This is a genomic window from Dankookia sp. GCM10030260 (assembly GCF_042666655.1).
Lineage (GTDB): Bacteria > Pseudomonadota > Alphaproteobacteria > Acetobacterales > Acetobacteraceae > Paracraurococcus.
In genome coordinates this window covers 14657-37606 of the sequence record NZ_JBHTDE010000019.1, presented here as the reverse complement: position 1 = coordinate 37606, position 22950 = coordinate 14657, and the positions used below count along the sequence as shown (strand labels likewise).

Annotated in this window: 15 protein-coding genes and 1 pseudogene; 8 read left to right on the top strand and 8 right to left on the bottom strand. The window is 67.5% G+C overall.

Features of this window, described 5'->3' with window-relative positions; translation table 11 throughout:
- The coding region (locus ACFQS7_RS27510) for an MHYT domain-containing protein (protein ID WP_380070354.1) at positions 1 to 432 on the bottom strand (432 nt) is incomplete at its 3' end.
- A gap of 297 nt (positions 433 to 729) precedes the next feature.
- The gene (locus tag ACFQS7_RS27505; protein WP_380070353.1) at positions 730 to 1557 is read right to left on the bottom strand and encodes an IS6 family transposase; all 828 of its coding nucleotides are present in this window, start codon (positions 1555 to 1557) and stop codon (positions 730 to 732) included.
- Between the two features lie 297 nt (positions 1558 to 1854).
- On the opposite strand from ACFQS7_RS27505, the gene ACFQS7_RS27500 reads away from it, so the two are divergent.
- The 3 genes from ACFQS7_RS27500 (at position 1855) to ACFQS7_RS27490 (ending at position 4467) form a co-directional block, all read left to right on the top strand.
- The gene (locus ACFQS7_RS27500; RefSeq protein WP_380070352.1) at positions 1855 to 2187 is read left to right on the top strand and encodes a hypothetical protein; all 333 of its coding nucleotides are present in this window, start codon (positions 1855 to 1857) and stop codon (positions 2185 to 2187) included.
- Positions 2188 to 2769: 582 nt separating this feature from the next.
- Positions 2770 to 3204, top strand: a complete 435-nt coding sequence (locus ACFQS7_RS27495) for a lipocalin-like domain-containing protein (protein ID WP_380070351.1) — start codon at positions 2770 to 2772, stop codon at positions 3202 to 3204.
- A 249-nt stretch (positions 3205 to 3453) separates the two neighbouring features.
- Positions 3454 to 4467 (top strand): Bug family tripartite tricarboxylate transporter substrate binding protein, encoded by a 1014-nt coding sequence (locus ACFQS7_RS27490; RefSeq protein ID WP_380070350.1) that lies wholly within the window; start codon positions 3454 to 3456, stop codon positions 4465 to 4467.
- A gap of 13 nt (positions 4468 to 4480) precedes the next feature.
- Here the strand turns inward: ACFQS7_RS27490 and ACFQS7_RS27485 are convergent, their stop codons facing one another.
- A complete protein-coding gene (locus tag ACFQS7_RS27485) occupies positions 4481 to 5611 on the bottom strand; it encodes a helix-turn-helix transcriptional regulator (RefSeq protein ID WP_380070349.1) in 1131 nt (376 codons plus the stop codon).
- Between the two features lie 243 nt (positions 5612 to 5854).
- On the bottom strand, positions 5855 to 5983 hold the full coding sequence (locus tag ACFQS7_RS27480) for a hypothetical protein (RefSeq protein ID WP_380070348.1): 129 nt from the start codon (positions 5981 to 5983) through the stop codon (positions 5855 to 5857).
- 150 nt (positions 5984 to 6133) lie between these two features.
- Here ACFQS7_RS27480 and ACFQS7_RS27475 point away from each other — a divergent pair, with 150 nt between their 5' ends.
- Together ACFQS7_RS27475 and ACFQS7_RS27470 are read left to right on the top strand one after the other, a co-directional pair.
- On the top strand, positions 6134 to 7783 hold the full coding sequence (locus tag ACFQS7_RS27475; RefSeq protein WP_380070347.1) for a winged helix-turn-helix domain-containing protein: 1650 nt from the start codon (positions 6134 to 6136) through the stop codon (positions 7781 to 7783).
- Between the two features lie 932 nt (positions 7784 to 8715).
- Entirely contained in the window at positions 8716 to 9084 is a 369-nt protein-coding gene (locus tag ACFQS7_RS27470) for a hypothetical protein (RefSeq protein WP_380070346.1), read from the top strand.
- 472 nt (positions 9085 to 9556) lie between these two features.
- On the opposite strand, the gene ACFQS7_RS27465 is transcribed toward ACFQS7_RS27470, so the two are convergent.
- Entirely contained in the window at positions 9557 to 11773 is a 2217-nt protein-coding gene (locus ACFQS7_RS27465; RefSeq protein ID WP_380070345.1) for a tripartite tricarboxylate transporter substrate-binding protein, read from the bottom strand.
- A 573-nt stretch (positions 11774 to 12346) separates the two neighbouring features.
- Between ACFQS7_RS27465 and ACFQS7_RS27460 the strand changes: the two genes are divergently transcribed.
- Entirely contained in the window at positions 12347 to 13939 is a 1593-nt protein-coding gene (locus ACFQS7_RS27460; RefSeq protein ID WP_380070344.1) for an HWE histidine kinase domain-containing protein, read from the top strand.
- A gap of 1186 nt (positions 13940 to 15125) precedes the next feature.
- Here ACFQS7_RS27460 and ACFQS7_RS27455 read toward each other — a convergent pair.
- A complete protein-coding gene (locus ACFQS7_RS27455) occupies positions 15126 to 15893 on the bottom strand; it encodes a DUF3891 family protein (protein WP_380070343.1) in 768 nt (255 codons plus the stop codon).
- A gap of 460 nt (positions 15894 to 16353) precedes the next feature.
- Here ACFQS7_RS27455 and ACFQS7_RS27450 point away from each other — a divergent pair, with 460 nt between their 5' ends.
- Positions 16354 to 17313 (top strand): helix-turn-helix domain-containing protein, encoded by a 960-nt coding sequence (locus ACFQS7_RS27450; RefSeq protein ID WP_380070342.1) that lies wholly within the window; start codon positions 16354 to 16356, stop codon positions 17311 to 17313.
- Positions 17314 to 17327: 14 nt separating this feature from the next.
- On the opposite strand, the pseudogene ACFQS7_RS27445 reads toward ACFQS7_RS27450, so the two are convergent.
- A pseudogene (locus ACFQS7_RS27445) lies at positions 17328 to 18166 on the bottom strand (IS5 family transposase).
- 146 nt (positions 18167 to 18312) lie between these two features.
- The gene (locus ACFQS7_RS27440) at positions 18313 to 21957 is read right to left on the bottom strand and encodes an AAA family ATPase (protein ID WP_380070341.1); all 3645 of its coding nucleotides are present in this window, start codon (positions 21955 to 21957) and stop codon (positions 18313 to 18315) included.
- 204 nt (positions 21958 to 22161) lie between these two features.
- On the opposite strand from ACFQS7_RS27440, the gene ACFQS7_RS27435 reads away from it, so the two are divergent.
- Positions 22162 to 22848, top strand: a complete 687-nt coding sequence (locus tag ACFQS7_RS27435) for a cupin domain-containing protein (RefSeq protein WP_380070340.1) — start codon at positions 22162 to 22164, stop codon at positions 22846 to 22848.
- The last annotated feature ends 102 nt before the right edge of the window (positions 22849 to 22950 follow it).

Here is a 22950-nt window from a genome sequence, read left to right as displayed (position 1 = left end):
CAGGGGAGGGTTGTATTCGACGCTGGCCGGCATGCGCATTGCGGCCATGCCAGTGTAGTGCATGGCCGCAATACCGAGCCCCATCAGCAGGCCGGCGAGACCGGTGCGGGCGGGACCCGCGCCGTAGTCGGTGATGGCGAAGCCAATCCCGGTGACGCCGACGGCGACGACGAGGGAAAGGAGGGTGAGCCCGGGTTCGTAGGCCATCGGCACGGGCAGCAGGAAGGCGAGCATGGCGACGAAGTGCATCGCCCAGACGCCACCCCCCATGGCCACTGCCGCGGTGGCCAGCCAGGCGCGCCGGACCCACCCCGTGGCGGCGCCGACCCGACTGGCGAGGTCGAGGGCAGTGTAGGATGCGGCCACGGCGATCGCGACGGAGAGAACGACGAGAGTCGCGTCGTGCGTCCCGGAGAATAGCTGCTGCTGCATCGCTCTCGTTGGTTGGTTGGCTTGTTGGTTCGGGTCCGTTCTAACCTACCACGCCAGGGCTAGCACCAATACCGTCGACTTACGGCGATCGGAGGCCGGTTTCGGCGGGCAGTCTGCAGGAGGCGGAGGCGCGGGCGCTCCTGGCAGCCCGGCGGGCCCGCAACGGCTCGCCCTTTGCCTCGGTCGAGGAGGCCGCCCTGCGAGCCGGGGTCGGGCGGCAGGCGCTCGAGGCTCTGGCCAGGGTTCTGTCAGCGCTCGCGCCAAACCTGACGGCATGAGGTGGACGACGCGTCGCGCCTACGCAGCCTCGAGGATAGCGAGTGCGGTGGTGGCACGACGGAGGTGGAGCAGGCGACGGCGGCGGGCGGGGACGTGCTGATTATGGCGGGCACGAGAGCGAAGGAAATGGCAGAGCTCGTCATACCCTCGACAGAAGCGCTCCGCCGCGTCGAAACTCATGAAGCCCCGCATACATCGCGTTCGACCTTTGACGCCCCGATGGTCCTGCTCCAATCCGTTGTTCTTTTTTGCGCTGGTCCGGTGCACGACGCGCCGGCCGAGTGTCGAGCGGATCGCCCGCGGGTAGGAGCTGTGGCCATCCGTGGTGACGCGCTCGGGGATGATGCCGGTGACGGCCTTGGCCGAGCGGAAGAAGGCCTGGGCCGCGGCCATGTCGCGGTGCTCGCTCAGCGTGGTGTCGACGAGGTTGCCGTCGCGGTCGATCGCCCGATACAGATACGCCCAGCGGCCACGAACTTTCAAATACGTTTCGTCCACATGCCAGTGCCGGCCGCGGGCGCCACCCTTGCCGTGCCGGCGTCGACGGAGTTCGCCCGCCAGTACCGGTGCGAGCTTCGTCTCCCACGCGCGGACGGCTTCGTGACTGAAGACGATCCCGCGCTGGAGAAACATCTCAGCCAGGTCGCGCAGGGTCAGCCGGTAGCGCAGCCGCCACAGCACCACGAGGGCGATCACGTCCGAAGGGTACTGGGTGTGGTTGAGCAGCCCGCCGCTGCGCTCGTTGTACTGCTTGCCGCACTCGCGGCAGCGAAACCGGCGGTAGCCCCGGGCTGTGCGATCCGGCCGCTCCGTCACGCCGGTGGAGCCGCAGGCCACACAGTCCATCCTCGATTCCCGCCCCGCTGGTCTTGAAGGCTACCGGCGATAGCCCGGACAGCCAAATGGGCTACCTAGCGCGAGGCCTGACAGAACCGCATTGAGCGCCCGCATAAGGGCAGCAAGATTTTTCTCAGAAAAATCGTCTAATTTCCGTGGCATATATCATTTGTACGATGAGAGCCCGAGGGTTGCACAGCTAGCGTGATTTTGCGGCCTGAAGCAGCCCAAGCATCAGGCAGCGCTACAGAGCGTTCAGACGGACTATTCAACAAAACCTTCACGCGCAGCATTCAGGAGAGACCCATGGTCCGCAGCACCGCATTGGCTTCCCTGGCTATCCTGGCCGCCTTCGCCGCAGCCCCGCTGGCCGCGCACGCTGAAACCGGCAACGTCGTAGGCGGCGGCGGTGCCATGATTATCGGCGGCGGCGACGATATGCGGATCAGCTACAACACCAGCGGCGCAGGCGGCGGCAGCGTGGTTGTACAGTCCGGGCGGCTCGCCCGCTTCGCGGGCAGCCACGGCGACGGGCAGCAGGTGGAGTACCTGACCCCGGCGCCGGCCGGAACGGGCCGCAACGTGCGGCTGATTGGCGGCGGCGACGACGCCCAGGTGGTCGCCGACCAAAACCGCTGAGCCCACTCAGGAGCAGCCACAAGTCAGCCGCAGCCTTGCGGCTGGCCTAAGTCCGCCACGGTGGATCGTATGACGGAGATAACCATGTCTCACATGCTCCGGGAGGCTCGCGACAACGCCCACGACATCTTGGCAGCCGTGGCCGCAGCCGCTTACTTCCTCGGCTTCCTTGGTGGGGTCCGTGTCGCGCTTGCCAGGCTGTTCCATTAAGCAGTCGACGCGAACCACCCGTTTGGGTGATCCATCAGGCACCATCAAGTTGTTGATCCAAGGCTGACCGAGGTGGTTGGCCGAGGGCGATACAGGGGCGGAGTTCAGGCCGCAGCGGCAACTCGCTGATGTCGGTCCATGCCTTAAACGCACGCGCCCTTGCGGCTTGATGTTCACTGGCGGTGACGTGGTCGCGGTGTGGACGGAAGAGGTTGGCGATCTGGTCGTGGGCGGAGAGGAAACGCTGTACCTGCCGCGCTGACTTGAAACGCTTATATCTGCCGCTCTCATCGCCGTGTCGGCTGACGCGACTTTGTGTCGGCGGCAAAGACTCGGTTACCCAACGCCGAGCTAGGAGAAAGGAGCGCGTCGGTGATCGGATCCCCTGTCGACATCCACGGGTTGCTCGGCGCCTGGCAGCTAGTTTCCGTCCGGTCCCAATTCGAGGATACGGGCGAGATGGTCGACATACACGGCCCTGCGCCACGCGGCTTCGCCGTATTCTGTCCTGACGGCCGCATGATGGTCATCATCGCCGAATCCGGCGAAAGACCGAACCGCGCCGTCACGGCTTACACGGGGCGCTTCGACGCGAAGCCAGACCGGCTTGTGACGAAGGTGGACGTTGCCTGGCATCCTGCATGGGAGGGTTCCGAGCAGCATCGCTTCCTGTCCATCCAAGGTGACAAGCTATTGGTTCAGACGCAGTTGCAGGATCATCCGCTGCTGCCGGGCCGGATGCATCGGACTATTGTGACTTGGGCCCGTGAGCACCGAGGCATCAGGCGGCAGGGGCTGCCTCCCTAAGGGAGGCAGAGGAACACCAATCTTTTCAGAAACTGGCATGGATGCCGATGCGGGCGGCGAGCCGCCACGACAAGGTGGTAGGGACCAGCGCTATCGCATTGATCATCTACGGCCGAAGTTGAGTCGAACGAAGCCATTGATGCGCCCAAGCTCGACCACGGAGGTTAAAATCGCGCTTCCGACTACGTCCGAGAGCTGGAAGTTCCATATGCGATAGCTCTGGTAGGGACCGCACCACGCTTCCTTAAAATGGAAGACGCCATGACCTTGATCCCAACGCGCCGTGTCGCGGTCGGCTCACTTGCCATGTCACTCAGCGCAATAGCGCCAGAAGGGTGGGTCTCCGCACGACAGGCACAGCCGGGCACATCCTCTGCCGTCTTAAAGCCCGGGCGGATGATTGTTCCGTTACCCCCAGGTTCCTCGCCCGACATCGCCGCGCGGCTCTTTGTCGATGCATTCTCCCGGCATCGCGGCCATTCGATCATTGTGGAGAACAAGGTTGGCGGTGGCGGAACCATTGCGGGCGAAACCTTTGCCCAGATCCCGCCAGGCGAGGCGCTGTTCTTCGGTATGGGCGATTTGCTGACGGTGGCGCCGCTCATGCAGGACCGTTCGCCCTTCGCCGACCGTGCGGCATTCGTCCCGATATCAAGCATTGCCACCGACCTGATGGCGGTTGTGGTCCCGGCCAGCTTGCCGGTGCGAAGCTTACGCGAGGTGATCGACTACGCCCGGGGCCAGCCCGGTGCGCTGAACTGGTATGCCACGCCGGGAACTTCGCTCTACATTGCTTTCAACGCTTTCCTAAAGCGCCGCAGCATTGACGCCGTCTTTGTCTCCTTTCGCGGCTTGATGCTGATGGAGCTGGCCCAAGGACACGTCCACCTAGCGCTCGGATCCATCGCCGCCGCCCTTCCTTACGTCCGGGCCGGGAGCGTGCGATTGCTTGCAGTGTCGAGCACCACTCGGACGCCGATCGTACCAGATCTACCGACCACGGCTGAAGCGGACTGTCCCGACCTGTTAGTCGAGGGCGTCCACGGCATTTTTGGCTGGCGCGGCATGCCGGAAGCAACGCGTGAGGCGCTCTCCTCCGACGCTCAGGCGGTGCTGGCAAGTCCCTCCTTGATCGAGCGCTACGCCGCCGTGGGGCTTCAGGCGCGCAGTTCGACACCGACGGCCTTCGTGGCAGAGTTAGCCGCCCATCGTGATCGTTGGACGATGTTAGCGCGCGAATTTGGTGAGATGCCCAAGCAGTAGCTGGCGCGTCTTACTATGCCAGGCGCGCCAGGAGTGCAGTCAGCTCGGCTTGCCGGTGAACACCGGTCTTCTCGAAGACCCGGTGGAGGTGAAGCCTGGCGGTCCCTTGGGTGATGCCCAATGCTTCGGCGGCAGCCGGCATTCCCTCGCCATGGGCCGCGAGGGCGGCGATCGCCGCCTCGGCAGGCGTCAACCCGAAGGTCTCGCGTAGCATGGCGGGTGACAGGGGCTGCACTTTCGCCTCAGGATCGGTCACCAACAGCAATGCTGTTGGCTCGGAGCGGAGCCCCAAAGCTGCCATTCCACCTGTGGTCAGGGGTACGACGGTAACGATGAGTGGGGTTTTGTCAGGACGGGAAAGGCGCATCCGCCCACCTTGGGGTGGGCTCGTGCCGTTGCCGGCGACCGTTGAACCGATCAGGCGCCGCAGGGCCGCAGTCTCGTCGCCACGGGCTGCGCGGAGCGACATGCCATCACTGGCCTCAGCGTGTAGGCCGTCCCGTGCGGCGAGTAATTCGACTCCTGCCGCATTTGCCAGATGAACCACCGATGCCGCATCGACCAGGTAAGTAGCATACGACATTCTTTGCAGGGTTTCCGACAGGGCACGTTGCTGCCCCTCAGCCTCTGCGAGCCGGACATGCACGGCTACTGCGCGGCGAAGGTGTGGGGCGAGGCGCCTAAGGAACTCAACTTCGTCCGGCTCGAACGCGCCCTGGACCGCCGACCGGAATATGCAGACGTTTCCCACCGCACCGTTTTCGCCACGCGCCGCACGCAGGTTCATCAGAGTGCTCAGGCCCTGAGGCCGCAGGCATTCATCGTAGAAGCCGGTCCGGAGAAACTCTGCCCGAGGCATAAGGTCTTGGTCGGTCATCACTGTCCCGACTGGCAGGACGCCCGACCGGGCCGCTAGCTCGTTGCGCCCTGCATGGCGCTCGATGTAGCGGGCCTCGTAAACTGGATCGACGCCGACCTGAACAATGCGAGGGATAGATCGCGGACCGACGATGCCCAAGACAGCTGCAGATCCATCAAAAATATTAGCAAGCGATCCCAAGACGTCGTGCCAATCTTTGACGCCAACTGCTGCGTCGTAAAGTTGTTCGACAAAACCATCGAACATGGCGGCCGAGCGGGGCATGAAAATATTTTCCTACAAGCCGCGTGTCTCTCAATCAGGAATGGCAGCCGACCGCGGGTTCTGACCCGGCAGTACGAGAAGGCAGGGGTAGCCGAGGTCACCGTCAGTGTAGGTAAGGGTAGATCTCAATGCGTCCGGCCCACCAACCCCTGCAATACTGTGTCCACACTACACGATGGCGCACCACGGCGAGCGAAATACGCCATCTCACCCAACAGCCGCCATCTGTTTCGTATCGATTTATTAGTAGAAAAGCTTGCCGAGAGCGCTCTCGATCGCTGCGACGAAACCCAGGATCCATGCCACCCCGGCGGTACCGAGCAGCGCGTCCAGCGTGTCCGTCCGGTCGGTGGTGTGGCGAGGATGGGACATCGTTGCCTCCGTTGTGTGGCCATCTGCGGCAGGGCAGAGGTTGCTTCCGAAGCGCACAAAAAGTCCCGAGAGCACCCTGAAATTGCGACGAAGCCTTTCCGAAATCCCTGTCGGCTCGGGTGAGCCCCGGAAAGCACAAGGTCCGGAACGATGGAGAGCACGAAACAAAACGCGCCGCAGCCGTCGATGGAACGGAGCGCGTACCGGTTCGGGAGCTTCGTCCTGAATCCTGCACGCGGGACGCTGTCGGGACTGAACGGGGCGGAGGTTCCGCTGCGCCCGAAGACCTTCGAGGTGCTGCGCCACTTGGCCGAGCAGGCCGGGCGGCTGGTGCCGCGCGAAAGCCTGATGCGAGAGGTGTGGCCGGACGTGTTCGTCACCGACGACAGCATCAGCCAATGCATCGCTGAAATCCGCCGGGCGCTCGGCGACGAGGGCGCACGTTTCCTACGCACGCTGCCCAAGCGCGGCTATCTGCTCGTCGCCGAGCCGGCGCACGCGGAAGCGCCGCCGCCTGGGGCCATCGCCGCCCCCGACGACGCCGCGGCATGGCCGCCTCCGCCGCCGGAGCTTGGCCGGGGCGGACGGGCGCGGGCCCTCGCCCTCCCAGACCGCCCGTCGCTCGCGGTGCTGCCGTTCCAGAACATGAGCGGCGACCCGGAGCAGGAGTACTTCGCCGACGGCATGGTAGAGGACATCACCACGGCCCTGTCCCGCATCCGCTGGCTCTTCGTCATCGCCCGCAACTCGGCCTTTACCTACAAGGGCAGGGCCGTGGATGTCAGGCAGGTCGGGCGCGATCTCGGCGTGCGCTACGCGCTCGAGGGCAGCGTCCGCAAAGCCGGTGGACGAGTGCGCATCACCGGGCAGCTGGTCGAAACCGAAACCGGCCGGCACATCTGGGCGGACCGCTTCGACGGAGACCTCACCGACGTGTTCGGCCTGCAGGACCGAGTAACGGAAAGCGTCGCCGCCGCGATTGAGCCGAGCGTGCAGCTTGCGGAGATCAAGCGCGTACGGGCCAAGCCCACCGAGAGCCTCGACGCCTACGATCTTTACCTCCGCGCCTTGCCGCACGTCCACGCGACGACGCGCCAAGGGTCCGAGCGGGCGCTCGCGCTGCTCCGGCGCGCGGCAGCAATGGACCCAAACTTCGCATTGGCCAAAGCGCTGGCGGCGTTCACCCAGGCGAACCGCTATGAGCAGGGTTGGATTGGGCCGGGCGAGCGCGAGGAGGGCATTCGCCTCGCTCGGGAAGCCGTAGAGGGAGGTCACGACGACCCGACCGTGCTCGCACTGGCGGGCAGGACGTTTGGCTTCTTGGCGCAAGACCATGAAAAGACCATCGCGGTGGCCGAGCGAGCGCTGGAACTCAACCCCAATTCCGCCTTCGTGCTCGGCCTCGCCGGCTGGACGTGCAACTACGTAGCGAAGCCAAACGAGGCGAAGGCGTACTTCCGGCGCGCGATCCGGCTCAGCCCGCTCGACCCCGAACGGGCGTACTGCTTTGCAGGCCTGGCCTACGCCCAATTAATGACGGGGGAGTACGAAGAGGCTTTGGCGGCCGGGCTGCGAGCCGTTCGTGAAAAACCAAGCCGCGCTACGCAGCACCGCACCGTCATCATCGCCCTCCACTTCCTGGGTCGGGAGGAGGAACTCACCGCTGCTACTGCCGCATACCGCGAAGCCGTACCCGAGGGCGCTCGCGTCTTCGCCAGTCGCGTATCGGCGCTTTATTCTGACAAGAACTTTGCCGCCGACGTTATCTGCGCGCTGCGCGCGGCGGGCCTGCCTGAGTAAGGACCTGACGCGAAGTGACCGCTTCAAAGTGGCTGCTGGTTGGAAGAGATGGTGTGGTTTCTCTCGTCGTGGAACGGGTCGCACTCGATAGCGAGCGCGTCCATCTTAGCGTCCGAGATTTTGATGCGCCCATGTTGCTGGGGCCGACAAGATGAACGCAGTAAGCTCGGCCCTATCTGAGTTTAGGCGGCGCGGACGGAGATCGGGGCATGCCCCGGAGCCGCGTCCCTCATTGGCCGGCCGCGACGAGACAGAGGCCTTTCAGCAGGTATCTCTGGGCGCGGACATCGGCCTCGGACCGGACGGCTTCAGACCGCTGCGCAACCCGGCCATCGCGCACGGAGAGGCAGCGGCAGCCTGAGCACACTCCCAGTCCGTGCTGCCAAACGTGCTATCCTGCCCGTTCTGTGGCGGCGCCGTTCTGCGCTCAGTCTAACCTGCTCTGTCTCACGCTCTCCCCGCTTCCCGCGGGTGATAACAAGCGCCTGGGACAGCGCTGGAGAGCGGGAAGCGGGACTTATGGAGCGTAAGCGAGAGAGTACGGCGTGGGCACGCTGGTGGGGCACCGTGATCTACACCCGTGAGCGCGCCATGGTCGCGCCGCACCCGCGGACCGCCTGTAAGCTCGGCCGCGTCGACTGACGACACTGGCGCGACCTTCGCCTCAGGCTGGAACCGGGGCGAATGGCGCGGACCCGGCGCAGCCGCTTCCGGCGTGAGCATCCTGTGGCCCATCTCGCCGAGCTGAAGCTGAAAGCCTGCCAACCGGCTTTGCCTGCCTAGATTTTCCCCACGTATATCATTCATGCGACGCGGCCAGCTCGCATCACGCCTAGGCTCTGCTCACCGGTCCAGACATCCGGTCGGCGCGGAGTCGCCACGGCTCTCCGCGCTGCACAGTCAAGCCGCGGATTTCGCAGCGGAGAATGACCATGAATCGCAGCACCGTATTTAGCACTATTACCATCCTCGGCGCGCTCGCCGTCGCGCCGGCCCTGGCGCAGGCCCCGTCCATCCTGGCTTACTCGTCCACCGGCAATGTGGTCGGCGGCGGCGGAGCTAGCTTTAGCGGTGGCGGCACTGACTCCACCATCACCTACGGCAGCATCGGAGCCGGCGGTGGCGCGAGCTACGGGCAGCGTGGTCGCATGACCCTCTTCGACATCGCCACCGGTGACGACTTCACCGCCAGCTGGATGGTACCCGGGCCTAGCAGCCCAGGCCGCGAAGCTTGGTTGTCCGGCGGCGGCGACGACGCACAGGTTTCCTACATCGACCCGAGCACACGGCGGCGTCGCTGAGCAGGCCAGGCTGGCACAACCCCGTGCCAGCAGGTTCGCCGCAATGGACGCGCTCCAGGAGATGCCGAGACGCGCCATATCCTGGAAGCCGAAGCGCTGGCGAAGCGATATCGGTGCCTTATCCAGACGTTTGACCCCAGCCAAGCTTTGCCAGCCGCGCGTGTGATAGTCTGACGACCTGTGCGCTGACGGCGCGCATGCCGCGGTCGGCCCTGAGGATCATGAGCAGTTGGCCTGCACCTCAAAACTGAGTGCCAACCAGAAGCCGAGGCACAGCAGCCTGTCTCCCACTGCTGCGGTCTCCCCTGTCCCGCCATGGCAATCTCACTACGCGCCGCAGCGGCTGAGTTCTATCCCCGTGCTCCCAAAGGTGTGCCAGGGGCTGACTGCCAGAACTGCACCAGCACTGGCTGACCGGGAATGACCCAGCACGATAGATCGGTACGCCCAGCCTTCATCGACGGACGGGCCGTCACTCCGTAGCCAGGCCAGCGGCACGTGCCGCTCCTGCCCACTTCGCATCCTCGGCGCGCAACAGGGCCGCCAACTCGGCCGCGGAGGAACCGATCGGCTCGGCGCCGAGCACCCGCAAGCGCCTCGCCGCGGCTGGGTCGCGCGCAGCCTGCGCTGCCGCCCGTTCCAGCCGCGCCGCAATGCCCGCAGACAGGCCACGTGGGCCGAGCAGCGCAAACCAACCCACCGCTTCGAAGCCTGGCACGGTTTCGCCGACAGTGGGGAGCTCGGGCTCCGTAGCCAGCCGCTCACGGGAAGTGACAGCGAGAGCCGTGGCCCGGCCCGCGCGCACCGCCATGAGCGAGGTGGGGGCGTTGTTGACGTAGATCTGGACCTGGCCTGCTGCGAGGTTGGCCAGGGCCTGGGCCGGCTCGGCGTAGTGCACGGCGCGGCAGGTCGCGCCGAGCGCACGCACCAGTAATGCCGTCGACAGGTGCAGGAAGCTGCCCTCTCCCGGCGTGGCGCAGGGCGTGTCTGGTGCGGCGCGCAGCGCCGCGGCCAAGCCGCCGAGGTCGCGGACTGGGTAGCCTGGTGCGACGAGAACAACGCTCGGAGTGGTTGCGACGAGGCTGAGAGGGGTGAAATCGGTCAGCGGATCGAAAGCGACCCCGCGGGACGCGTGCCGTACCGTCGCAAATGACGCCGGGAAGAGGCCGAGTGTGGCACCGTCCGGCGCTGACCGGGCGACCGCCTCGGCCGCTGCCGCAGTTGCCCGTCCGGGGAGGTTCTCGACAAATACCGGTCGGCCAAGTCGCTCACGCAGCGCTTCCGCCACGATGCGCGCGACCCAGTCCGTGTTACTGCCTAGACCGAAGCCGACCAGCAGGCGTACCGCGCCGGTGGCCGGTGCCGGGGTGGGCGCCGCCACCGCTGCCGAGGTGGCGCCCTGCTCGTCCTCGAGCAGGGTCACCGAAAGGCGCGGCGGCTCACCCTTGACGACGTTGAGGAACCGCCCGTCCGAGAGGACTTCGCCGCAGCCGTGACGTGTAGTGCAAAGCCGATCCCCCTCCACCCGCCAGCGCAGCTCGGCGATGCGGCGCTCACCACGACGGAGGTCGAGGTAGTACAGCTCGCCGCCCGCGCCCCAGAAGCTGTAGACGTTGACCCTGGGGTTCCATTCGTTGCCGCGCAGCGACCGCCCGGCAAGGGCGGCTCGGATCTCGCCGGCGCCAAGCCGGCGGCCGCGCGCCGCGAGAAGCGGCTCGTCCGACCCGAGCGCGTGCAGGATCCGTTCGACTGGCGCGCCCTCGGCGCAGGCCTGCGCCACATCCAGCCCGCGTCCTGCGGTGAGATGGTGACTTTCCCCGCTGCCGAGCTCTGAGCGGTCGAGCCCGTCGACCTCCGCGGCATGGACGCGCAGCCCTGTGCGCCGCGCGGCGGCCACCCACGCTTCCCATGCGGCGGCCGGCACGCTGCGGTCGCGCCGATCGCCGAGCACGAAAACTGTGGCGCCTGGCCGAATGGCAGATACGGTCCGCATGGGATCGGCCAGATCACCGCTCATGACATATTGGTCGGGTAGCGCTCCATCCGGCTTGCGGTAGAACGTGGCCAGATCGAGTGGTGCTGAGGCCATCACCGCACAGCGGACGTCGTTGCGCCGTGCGAGAAGGTTGGCCACGATGGCCCCGCCGGAAGAGAAGCCGACGAGCGCCAGGTCCTGGATCCCGTAGCGGCGCCGCAACTGCGTCAGAGCATCGTCGATCAGCTTGACCTCATCCGGGGTGTGCCGGTCCCTCGCATGATCACCCGAGGAGCCGTGCATGCCCGGTCTGGCCAGCAGCACCACGGGCGTCCCGCCTGCCGCGGCGCTCAGCGTCTGCGCCGCGGCACTCAGCGTTTCGGGCGAGGTTTCGTAGTGCTCGCTTGCACCATCGATGTGCGGTGTACCGCCGGCGAAGCGGTAGGATGCGCCTTCCGGGTCGCCGGACACGTAGACCAGAGCTGTGCGTCTCCCCTCCCCCGTCCCCGCGGCGGCATAGCGCAGGCATTCGCGCCGCCCCGTGCTCGTGCTGACCCATAGCCCGTCGGCAAGTGCGCGACAGCCTGCCTCCGTGGCGGTAGCGCCGTCGATCAGGCCCTGGCGACTGAAGGTATCAGCGGAAAAGCCCGGTGGTGCTGTGGTCGGCAGGCCGCCATCCTGTCCTCCCGCGCAACCCGCAATGGCGAGAAGCAACAGGACGACGGCTCGGAAAGGCGGCTTGGGTCGGACGGTGGCCACTGGGTGCCTTCGGCAGACGGTACGCAATCTTGCGACCGGAACGGCACCTCGCCAATCAGGAAAGTGGGCGGAGCGAATGCGCCGGGTGCCGTGTTGGTTGGTTGGCCGGGTGCACGATCATGCCCTCCGGCACCTCGGTTATGTCCTTCGCCCCGTATGGTCGAAGCGGAATTCTGGCGGTTGGCCGCCATTGTGGCATCTCCCTTTAACCCGCGGTAAGCGGGACCCTTCTGGAGTGTGAGAGGCAGCACGGAGGGCGCGGCCGTCGCCCACAGAACCGGCCAGGGCCAGCGCATGGCGGCGGCCTTATACCAGTTCGCTGAAAGATTGACCCACACCGGGCTGACGGACCGCTCATGGCGACGGCCCTGCCGCCAGCTCGGTGTTTCAATCACAAGGCGGGTTGGTAATGCCGGAGTGTGCCGAGTGCGCAGTCGCTCGGTGTCACATATGCGAGGGCATACGTCGGAATGCTTCTCTTCCATCGCCGATTATGGGTCGATGCTGGATGCACCTCGCACCTAGGGCATGACTGCCCGGCAAAACCTAGGCCAGTACAGGCTGAATGACCGCGGGCGGCCGCCGGACTCGCTTGAGGAGGACCGGCTGGCGGCGCTCCACCGTTACCGCATCCTCGACACGCCGGAGGAGGAGCCCTTCAACAGGGTGGCGATGCTGGTGCGCGACCTCCTCGGCACACCGGTCGCACTCGTCACCTTCGTCGACGAGACGCGACAGTGGTTCAAGGCCCGCGTCGGCCTCGCGGTACAGCAGACACCGCGCGACTGTGCCTTCTGCGCGCACGCCATCATGGCCGACCCACGGGAGGTCTTCGTGGTGCCGGACGCTCGCACGGACCCGCGCTTCGAATCCAACCCGCTGGTGACCGGCGAGCCGTACATCCGGTTCTACGCCGCGGTCCCGATGCGCACGCCAGACGGTTTCGCACTTGGCACTGTCTGCGCCATCTCTGACGAGCCGAGACCTGGAGGCATCACTGAGGCTGAAGGGCGCTGGCTTACTACGCTAGCCGGCCTCGCCATGGACGAGCTGGAGCTACGCCTACAAGCGCGGCGAGCGCTAGAGGCCGCGCAGGCTGAGGGTCGCTTGCGCCGCGCGCAGGAGGCGGCGGGGGTGGTTGCCTTCGAGGTCATTTCATCGGGTGCCGGCCGGCAAGAGGCTCTCCTTGACGCCCTTCTGCGCCTCTTGGGACTAAGCGCCACGGCGCCCCTTGAGCTGCACAGTATGCCAGCGGTTGCGCATCCGGATGAGCGACCGCGCCTTGAGGTCACGGCGCGCCGCCTCGCGGCCGAAGGCGGGGCAATCGCTGAGGAGTTCCGGGCGACGCTGCACGACGGCTCCGTCCTTTGGGTGCAAATCCGCGGCGATGTGCGGCTCGACCCCTCGGCGACCCCGTCGGCATGGAGGGTCTCGGGCCTGCTGCTTGACGTGACCGAGCGGCGCCGGGCCGATGAGCGGCAGGTGCTGATGGCACGTGAAGTGGACCATCGGGCAAAAAACGTGCTGGCTGTGGTGCTCGCCGCGCTGCGGCTGACCCCGGCTGCCGATGCTCGGGCCTATGCTGCGGCGGTCGAGGGGCGGGTGGCAGCGCTGGCGCGGGCGCACACATTGCTGGCTGAGCGGCATTGGGCCGGCGCCGATCTCGCCGACCTCGTGCGCGGCGGGCTGCGCTCCTTCGTCTCGCTTCCAACCGTCTCGGAAGGACCGCGCGCCCAAGTCGAAGGCCCTCCTCTGATGCTTGCGGCCCCGGCCACACAGCCGCTCTCGATGACGCTACATGAGCTTGCGACCAACGCGGTCAAGCATGGCGCCCTGTCCGTTCCGACAGGACTGGTCACTGTGACCTGGGCGCTTGAGGTGAAGACAGACGAGTTGCGGCTGCGCTGGGCTGAGACTGGAGGACCAACCATCTTGGGCTCGCCGCAGCGGCGGGGCTTCGGCCAGCGTGTGATGCGCGCGACCATACGGGACCAACTTGGCGGACGGCTTGAATGCGAGTGGCCGGCTGCAGGCCTAGTCTGCGACATTGTCATGCCTGCGGCACGCGTGCTTGCCGATGCTGCAAGCCTGGTGGGAGCGCGCCGAAGTGGAGCGTCCTAGTGAGAGGCAAGATCATCATCGATAAAACTAAACTGAGTTGCTGAACCGAGCGGCAGCGAGAAAACGCGCTCAGGCGTTGCTTGTCGCAGGCGGCGCCATTCTCCCGGCGACCGGCAGCATGTCTGCTTCGGATCTACAGCTGCCAAACCATGTAGCCACCGGTGGCGTCAGCTTCGCTGCTTCGGCCGCCCAAAAGCCGCCCCTTCTGCATTCGGCCAAAATCTTCCGCTCGGACCATGGCTGCCAAGGACCGCGCCGGGTCGAGAGCGGCTATATCGGCATTCGCACTGACAGGCCGGGCGCTGGTTGCAGCGCGGCGTAGAACCGCGCCGGTCAGCCGGAAACCCGCGCCCGGCCGCGATTGTGGCACCCCTCTCCTAACACGCGGGCAAGCCAGAGAGCGCGGGGGAGGCCAGGCGCCCGGATCACTATAAGACAGCGGGAAGCGGGGAGAGCGCGTGTTAGCGGCGGAGAATTTTATCGCCAATAACGTTTATTTTGCCTTCTCTACACGCCTCCGAAGATGTTTATAACCTTGATGCAACAATGGCGTGCCGCGCCATGTCGTCAGGGGATTGGCATGGAATTCCTGAGGAGTCCGATTAAGGCCGTGCGCGAGACACCGCCCTACTTTTGGATAATCGGCATCATGGCTGTCGCTGTTGACGCATGGTGGGACGGCTGGTTCAACTAACCTGCCCTGCGTCGGCTCACTTCCCTAGCTCGGCCCGTGTTTCCCTCACTCGCCTGCATGTCGGCCGGTCGCACGTCAGGATGCACCGTGACGCCCACCGTCGCCTCAAGCCCTATGAACCGGATTGCCGCCCGAATACCGATCGGCGCGGAATGGCCGCAGCCCTGCCGGCCTTGGCAGCTAGCCACAAACCCCAGCGAATCTGCCGAGGTTTAGGCAGCAGCGCAGTCGCACCGTGCCGTCGGGACTGATGGCGCGTCTCGGTCTAATTATGGCGCTGTCAGAACTGTCGTCGCCAGCATCGACCATGCCAGTAAGCGCAGCGCCCACATGATGACCCTGTTCAGACCCTCCAAGAAGCCGACGCAAACCCGCAGCCCCAGCCGAGCTGCCGCAGCCTGCAGTCGCGCGGCATCGCCCTCGCGACACTGGCGCCGGGTCAGCAAGTTGGTTGCCTCGGCTGCTGGCATGCTGGTGGCCACCCCTAATCCGTCAGGCCGGGGTCAGGGTCTCGGCCAGCGTGCTCCAGGCTGCGTCGCGCAAATCGCGGCGCATCACCTCCTCGTCGCTCCAGCGGGTGTCGACCGGGAGGCGGATCGTCTCGCACCGCACGGTCAGCGTGCTGACGCGGAAGGGCCACGGCTCAAGCGACCAGCGAGACGTTTCCTGCCGCACGAGCTTCATCTTGCGGGTGCTGCCGTCTTCCATCGGCGCCTCCCCAGCCTTGCCCGGATCGGCAAAGCAGAGCGCGAGGGAAAGGGCGTCGGTCACCGCGACGAGGGCGGAGTTCCATTCGACCTGCTCGCGGGACACGCCGAGCTTGGCAATCCAGTCCGCCTGGAGGGCGGCCTCCTTGGCGTTGTTGCGGTCGATCGCGGCATGGTCCTCCGGCGGCAGGCTCTCCGGGTCCATATATTCCGTGTAGACCCGCGTGCCGTGCAGGGAGATGAGCAGGGCGGGCCAGAGGCCATAGGCGGCGCGGGCGATCTCCACGCCTCGTGCCCACATGGGGGCATGGACCGCAGGGCCGAGCCTGGTGAAAGGGTGGGGCAGGCCCGTTTCGCGGTCGAGGGTTGGGGCGGTCTCCCAGCACAGCCAAGCGATGTCGTGCTGCTCAGCGGCGAGGATCACCTCGGGCGCCGGGTCTGGCTGCGCGAAGCCGAGAGCACCCCAGGCGGCCATCATCTGGCCTGAAAGCAGAGCGTGGGAGGGCTGGGGAATGAGAAGACGGGTGCCATTCTCAGGGCTGCGCAGGATCATGCCACACCAACGCACGAGCCGGGCCTTGGGACACAGCAGCTCCTAATCCGCTTGGTTTTGGCAGCCGGTGCTGCGTGTGACTCCACGCCGGCGCGCTGCAAACCTGCGGCTGACAGCGATTGCGGCAAGCCCCGGCTAACCCGCGGTAAGCGGGACTTATCGCGGCTTAAACAGGGCGGCCATGAGCAGCGTTATGGTAAAAGCGAGCCTACGGAGCCGGATCGGAGCAAGTACCGCTTGTGGTACGCGCCTGACGCTTGATACCCGGGACTGGACCGCCGAATTCGCCCAAGGTGAACACCCGGGCCAGTATCAATCTCCAAAAAATCGATGAAACCGGACCGGGCGTATTACAAATTCGTGACTTGGTGCTTTAAAAATGACCAAGTGCCTAAACTGACTGAAGCTCGACCTAGAGCGCAGCGCAGCGCTCCTCTCTTCTCGGGAGGAGACCAACCGCATGTCCTGCAACAGCAGCGTGCAGTCTCGCCAGTTTACCGAGCCCGAGCAGATCACCACCGCTCAGGGTGGCGTGTTCTGTCAACTTGTTCCAACAGATTCGGGTCCGTTTGAGGCTGCCTTGCACTCTATCAGCATGGGCGATGTCACCCTGAACATGGGTCAGGTATCGCCTTGCATGGGCCTCCTCAGAAGCGCGTCGGACCGTGCCCTCCTGCAGCTGCCGCTTGAGGGTGCTGAGAGCCTGACCCTCAACGGCGTGCCTTATCGGCCGGGCATGATCGGCACCTACGCGCCAGGAGCGGACCTGCTTCGTGTCGGTTCGAGGCCCACAAGCTTTGCGACGCTGGTGCTGCCCTCCGACGCGGTGGAGACGCTTCTTGAACCCGCAGCAGGATCGAGGCTGCTCCAGCCAGGGGGCTTCGCCTTGATACAGGTCCCTTCGGCCTTCTGGGATCAGGCCAAGCGGATCATCATCGCGGCGAGAGCGACGGCCAGCACCATACCGGAGGTCTTCGAGGCCGAGCAGCCGCGCTATGCATTGCGGGACGCCTTGCTCAAAGCGGCGCATGATCTCGTCTCGCCAAAACCAAGCATCAAGATTTGCATGCCGCGCAGCACCCAAGCACGGCGGCGCACTGTGCTTCGAGCGGACGAGTACCTCCGCGCCCACATGAACCGACCGATCTATACGGAGGAACTCTGCGATGCTCTTGCAGTGTCAACATCATCCTTGGCCGACGCCTTCCGGTCCGTCTTTGACATCACCCCGCATCGCTTCCTAAAGCTGCGGCGGATGAGCATGGTCCGAGTCGCGCTGCAGTCACGTGAAGGACCAATGCCGCTGATAAAGTGCGTCGCGCTGGCGCACGGCTTTTGGCACCTCGGCCAGTTTGCGCACGACTACCGCTCTATATTTGGCGAGACGCCCTCAGACACCTTGGCGCGGGGACAAAGATAAGAGTCCATCCGGGATCATATGATTTTCTGACATAGCCTTCGAAGCATGCGGCGGACGGAGGCCCATCGCAGGAAGGCAAGCGCGCGGCGGTTCAGGCACTCCCAATCCTTGGCCAAGCGTCGGCAGCGATTGAGCCAGGCGATGGTGCGCTCGACGATCCAACGCTTCGGCAGCACGACGAACTTGTGCGCCTCGGATCGCTTGACGATCTCGAGGTTGATGTGGCGGCAAGTCGTGCGCAGTCTGGCCTGAAAGTTGGCGCCCTGGTACCCGCCGTCGGCGTAGAGCTTCAGCAGGAAGGGGTAGAGGCCGAACAGCGAGGCCATCAGCAACACGCCACCATCGCGGTCCTGGACATCAGCGGCGTGGATGATGGCCTGCATCAGCAGGCCTTGGGTGTCGACCAGGACGTGCCGCTTCTTGCCTTTGATCTTCTTGCCCGCGTCGTACCCCGAGGGGTCGATGCAGCGCCCCCTTTTTCCGCGCTCTTGACGCTCTGGCTGTCGATGATCGCGGCCGTCGGGCTGGCCTCGCGCCCAGCCTGCTCCCGGCACAGGACGTAGAGCGCGTGGTGGATGCGATCGAGCGTCCGGTCCTCGTCCCAGCGTCGCAGATAGTCATTCACCGTGCTCCGCGGCGGCAGGTCCTTCGGCAGCGCTGCCCACTGGCAGCCAGTGGACAGGATGTACATCACCCCGTTCAGCACCGCGCGCACGTCGACCGTCCGCTTGTTGCCGCCGCCCTTCGCCCGTGGGATCAGCGGACCGATGATTGACCATTCCTCGTCGGTCAGATCACTCGGGTAGCGCAGCTTGCTGCGATCGTATTTTGGCCGGGTCTCGGGCGTCCACATGGACGCCCTTCTTCCCGCACCCGCCGCCGGGAGCCAATCACAACCGATTCAGATCACTCGGTCTGTTCCCGGATGGACACTTATGCCTCCTAGGCCACCGACCGCTTCAACAAGAAGACACAATGAGACTGATCATGGCCGGCTTCTCAGGGCATGGGATCGCGCACGGACGCCGCCACGGGACGGGCCGGCGTGGCCACGGCGTCGACCCTGCCGACCTTTTGTAGGAGCGCCCGCGCCTCGGTCAGGTCGGGGAAGCCGAAGCCTTCTACGAACGAGGCGTAGACCGGCGCGAGCAAGTCCCGCGCCTCGTTGGTCCCGCCGTAATCAAGCAGCATCCGCGCGAGGTCGCGCGCAGCGCGCAGCTCGAAGAGCCGCGCCGATTGCGAGCGAGCGATGCCGAGCGCGCGGCGCAGCTCACGTTCCGCGCGACCCGCCTCGCTTGGTCCAAGGCGCAGCAGCGCGCACCCGCGGCGACGGTGCAGCTCGGCGTCGAACCACGCCTCGCCGGTGCGGGCGGAGACGACGAGCGCCTCCTCGACCTCGGCAAGCGCCGCCTCCGGGTTCCCGTCGAGCAGGTGGGCCTCGGACAGCATCGCCGCGCCTTGCGGTCGGTGCAGCGCCACGCCGGCCTCCCGCAGCCAGGCCAGCCCGCCGGCAATCTGGCGGACGCCCTCTGCGACACGGTTCTCCGCCACTGCGAGCCATCCCGCGTAGACCCGCGCGCGCGCCGCGGAATACGGATAGCCTTGGGCCTCCGACAGGCCGCCGAGCTCCCCGGCCCAGGCCCGCAGCCGTTTGAGGTCGCGCACCAGCCATGCCTGGTTGCAACCGGTGGCGAGCGCGTGCGCCAGGGAGGGCAGGTGCCCGGCCTGGCGGGAGCGCTCCACCGCCTCGACGGCGTGCGCGCCCGAGAGCTCCGGCTCGCCGAGCACGGCGAGCAGGCGGCCGAGCATGGACTGGGCGAGGCTGCCGCCGGACATATCCCCGGCCTCGACCGCGTAGCTGGCCGGATCGGCGAACGCGAGCTCGAGCGGCGGCCGCGCCAGCTTCGCCCGGCCCATGAAGCAGTGGGTCGCCCCGAGCGCCGCGAGCGGGCGCCACGAGCGGTCCGGGGCCCCGCGCCGCCGGGCGAGGGCCACGGCCTCCTCCGCCAACTGCAGCGCCTCTGTCAGGTCGCCGGCGTGGGCCCGCTGCGTCCACAGACCCCAGAGGGCGCGCGCCAGCCCGGCGTCGTCGCCGAGGCCGCGACACAGCTCCGCTGCGCGCCCGAACTCCCGTCCCGTCTCGGCGGACCCAAGCCCTGCGTCGGCAACGGCCACGTTGCCCAGCGCAGTCCGCAGCTCCGCCTCCAGCCGGCGCTGCGCCCCGCCGCCATCCGGCACGCCCTGCAGCAGCGCGAGGCCGCGGCCGAGCTGGGCCCGCGCCTCTCGCACCGCGGAGGCGGCCGCCGCTCGTTCGCCCGCGCGGAGGTAGAGGGTCGCGGCGGCTTCCGCCTGTCCCGCCTCGGCACGGTGGTGCGCCAGCAGCTCCGGATCGCGCCAGGCAGCCTCGGGCCGCAGCCGCTCGATCGCCTCGGCGGCGCGGCGGTGCAACTCGCGCCGCCGCCCGCGCAGCAGCGTGCCGTAGGCCGCATCCTGCACCAGCACGTGCTTGAACGCGTAGACCGCATCCGGCGGCTCGCCACGGCGCCGCATCAGGTCGCCAGCGCCGAGCGCGTCCAGTGCCCCACGCAGCGTCCCCTCCGGCAGGCCGGAGACCTCCGCAAGCAGGTCGTAGGCGAACTCGCGCCCGATCACCGCGCCCGCCTGCGCGACCCCGCGCGTTGAAGGCAGCCGATCCAACCGCGCCGCCAGCGAGGCGTGCAGGCCGGTCGGCACCGCGAACCGCGGCGGCGGGCCGTCGAGCACCCAGCGCCCCGGCTCCGCGCGCAACAGGCCGGACTCCAGCACCGCCTGTCCCACCTCTTCCACGAACAACGGCACGCCGTCGGTCCGCGCCAGGATCTCGGCCTCCACCTCCGCCGGCAACGCTCTGTCACCTGCCACCCGCCGCAGCAGCTCGAGGTGCTCGGCGCGGCCCAGCCGGTTGAGCTGGAGCGGCGTGACGTGGGGCAGGCCGATCCAGCTGCCGGCGTCGAACTCCGGGCGATGTGTGACCAGTACCAGCATGGCCAAGTCGGCCGTCCCAGCGACAAGCAGGTCCAGCAGCTCGCGCGTGGTCGGGTCCAACCAGTGCGCGTCCTCGACCAGAGCCAGCACCGGGCGGTTGGCCGCGAGGGAACGGGCGTGCCGCAGCAGCGCCTCGAGCAGCCGCGCCCGGCGCGCCTGCGGTGAGAGGTCGGGGGCGGGCCAGCGGCCGAGGGTGGGCGTGGCCAGCATCTCGGCAATCAGCGCCACGTCCTCGGCCCTCGGGGCCAGTGGCGCAAGCAGCGCCTCGAGCCTCGCCAAGCGCACCGCCGGCGAGTCGCCCGCGGCGAACCGGGCCGCGCGCCTCATCCACGCCACGACCGGGTGCAGCGGGCTGTCGGCGCGCCGGGGCGAGCAGTGGAGCAGCAGCTCCCCGTGCCGGTCCTCGCCCAATGCCTCCCGCAGGGCTGCGCCCAGGCGCGACTTGCCGATGCCGGGCTCGCCGCGCAGCAGCACCACTTGGCCCTCGCCCGCCCGCACCCGGCGCCAGCGCCGCAGCAGCAGCTCCAGCTCCTCCTCCCGGCCGACCAGCGGCAGCAGCGCCGCCTCAGCGCCGCGCAGCGCCTCGAAGCGGCTCTCCACCGCGCTGCGGCCCAGCGCCCGCCAGGCGCGCACCGGCTCGGGGAAGCCCTCTTGTGCGAGTTCGCCGAGGTCGGCCCACTCGAACAGCCCGCCCGTGAGCCGCCGCGTGGCCGCGTCCGCTGCTACCGCGCCGGGCCCAGCCGCGTCCCGTAAGCGGGCAGCGAGGCCGGGCGTCCGGCCCAGCACGCCCCGCTCGCGCGCCCCGTCCTCGCCCAGTACCTCGCCCACCACCACCGGCCCGGTAGCGACGCCGACGCGCGCCGCGAGCGGCCCCGCCTGCGGCATGCGCAGCCCCGCCACCGCCTCAGCCACGGCCAGGCCGGCGCGCACGGCGCGCTCGGCGTCGTCCTCGTGCGCGCGCGGCCAGCCAAAGCAGGCGAGCACGCCGTCGCCGAGCAGTTGCGCGACGGCGCCGCCCTGCGCCTCCACGGCCGCACCAGCCGCGCGGTGGTAGGCCCGGACGACGGCCCGCAGGTCCTCCGGGTCGAGGCGTGCCGCGAGCGCGGTCGAGCAGGCCAAGCCGCAGGACAGTAGGGTCAGCTGGCGCCGCTCGGCATTCGGCTGCCTCGCCGTTCCGGGAGCGGGCGGCTGGACCCCCTCCAGGGCGGGTCCGGCGTACTGCGGAACGGCGTCGCCGCCGGGCAGAACGATAATGGCCGGCGGCAACGCCGGGTCCGCCGACCTAACCTCGGCGTCAAGCAGGTAACCGCGCCTGGGCAAGGTGCGCAGCAGGCGCGCCCCCTCCCCGCCAAGCGCATGGCGGACCTCGAAGACACACTGGGTGAGGCTGTCGTCGGTGACGACGACGTCTGGCCAAACCGCGTCCATCAGCTCGTTGCGCGAGACCACCTGCCCAGCCCGCTCGGCGAGGTGGCGCAGGACCTCGGCAGCCTTTGGTCGCAGCCCCACCTCATCGCCGCCGGCGCTGCGAAGGATGCCTCGCGCCAAGTCGAACGTGTGGCCGCCGAAGCGGTAGGCCGCGGGTTGCGGTCGCTTCGGGCTGGGGTCCTGCCGCGCCATCGCCTCCGATCCTCCCCGGTCCACGACGACGGGCAGCTTAGCGCCTTGAGCAAACCTTGATGGCGATTTGACGCCGGTCTCAGGACTTCCGCCCAGCCTGCAGCGCAGCCTCCGTCCCGCCGCGGTGGCGCCGGAGCGGCGCTCGCGGCCTCCGGCCGCCGAGTGGTGCCCAGTGCGGCCCGAGCAAGAGAGGGAGGACGATCCATGAGGTCAGGTCTGGCCGTTGCGGCACTGGCGACCGTCGTCGCTGGCCCTTGGTCGACGAAGGCGCAACCTGCCCCCGACGCCACGGTCTACTCCACGGCCTGCCTCCCGGTCGCCCAGCGGGCCGGACGCGAGGCCGGCTGCTGGATCACCGCCGAGCAGTCCTTGGGGGAACTGCCGCGCGCGACGCCGCTCCATTGGCACCTTGATGCCTACCCGACCCGCGCGGCGGCGGAGACGGCCAAGGGGCCGCGCAGCACTGTCGTCGAGTCCCTTAGCCGGGTGTGGCTGTTCACCGTCGCCGAGGCCGGGTGGCGACCGGCTCCGGGCGGCGTCGGCGGCGAGCGCGTCGCTGAGGTTGGCCCGCTGCCCGTCCGCGAGGGGGTGCGCTACGTCGCGCAGTACATGGAGGGCGTCTCCCCCCCGGGGGCGCGGAACATCCCGCACCGGCACCCGGGAACTGAGGCGTGGTACAATCTTGCTGGACGGATGTGCGTGGAGACGCCCGAAGGGCGGGGAGTTGTGGGCCCGGGCGAAACCTCCTTCGTGCCCGAGGAGGTGCCGCATATGCTCACCAGCATCGGCGCCGAGCAGCGACGCTCGCTGGTCATCGTGCTCCGCGACGCGTCCCGCCCGGGGAGCGTCCCGGCTCACGACTGGACCCCGCAGGGGCTCTGCCGGGATTAACGAGGCGCTGCGGGCGCGTGCCCCCGCGGTGCGGTTTCGAGGCGGCATCCGAAGGCGCGACCAAGCAGGTACTCCCAGAGCACTTGCGGAAGAGGAGGAACG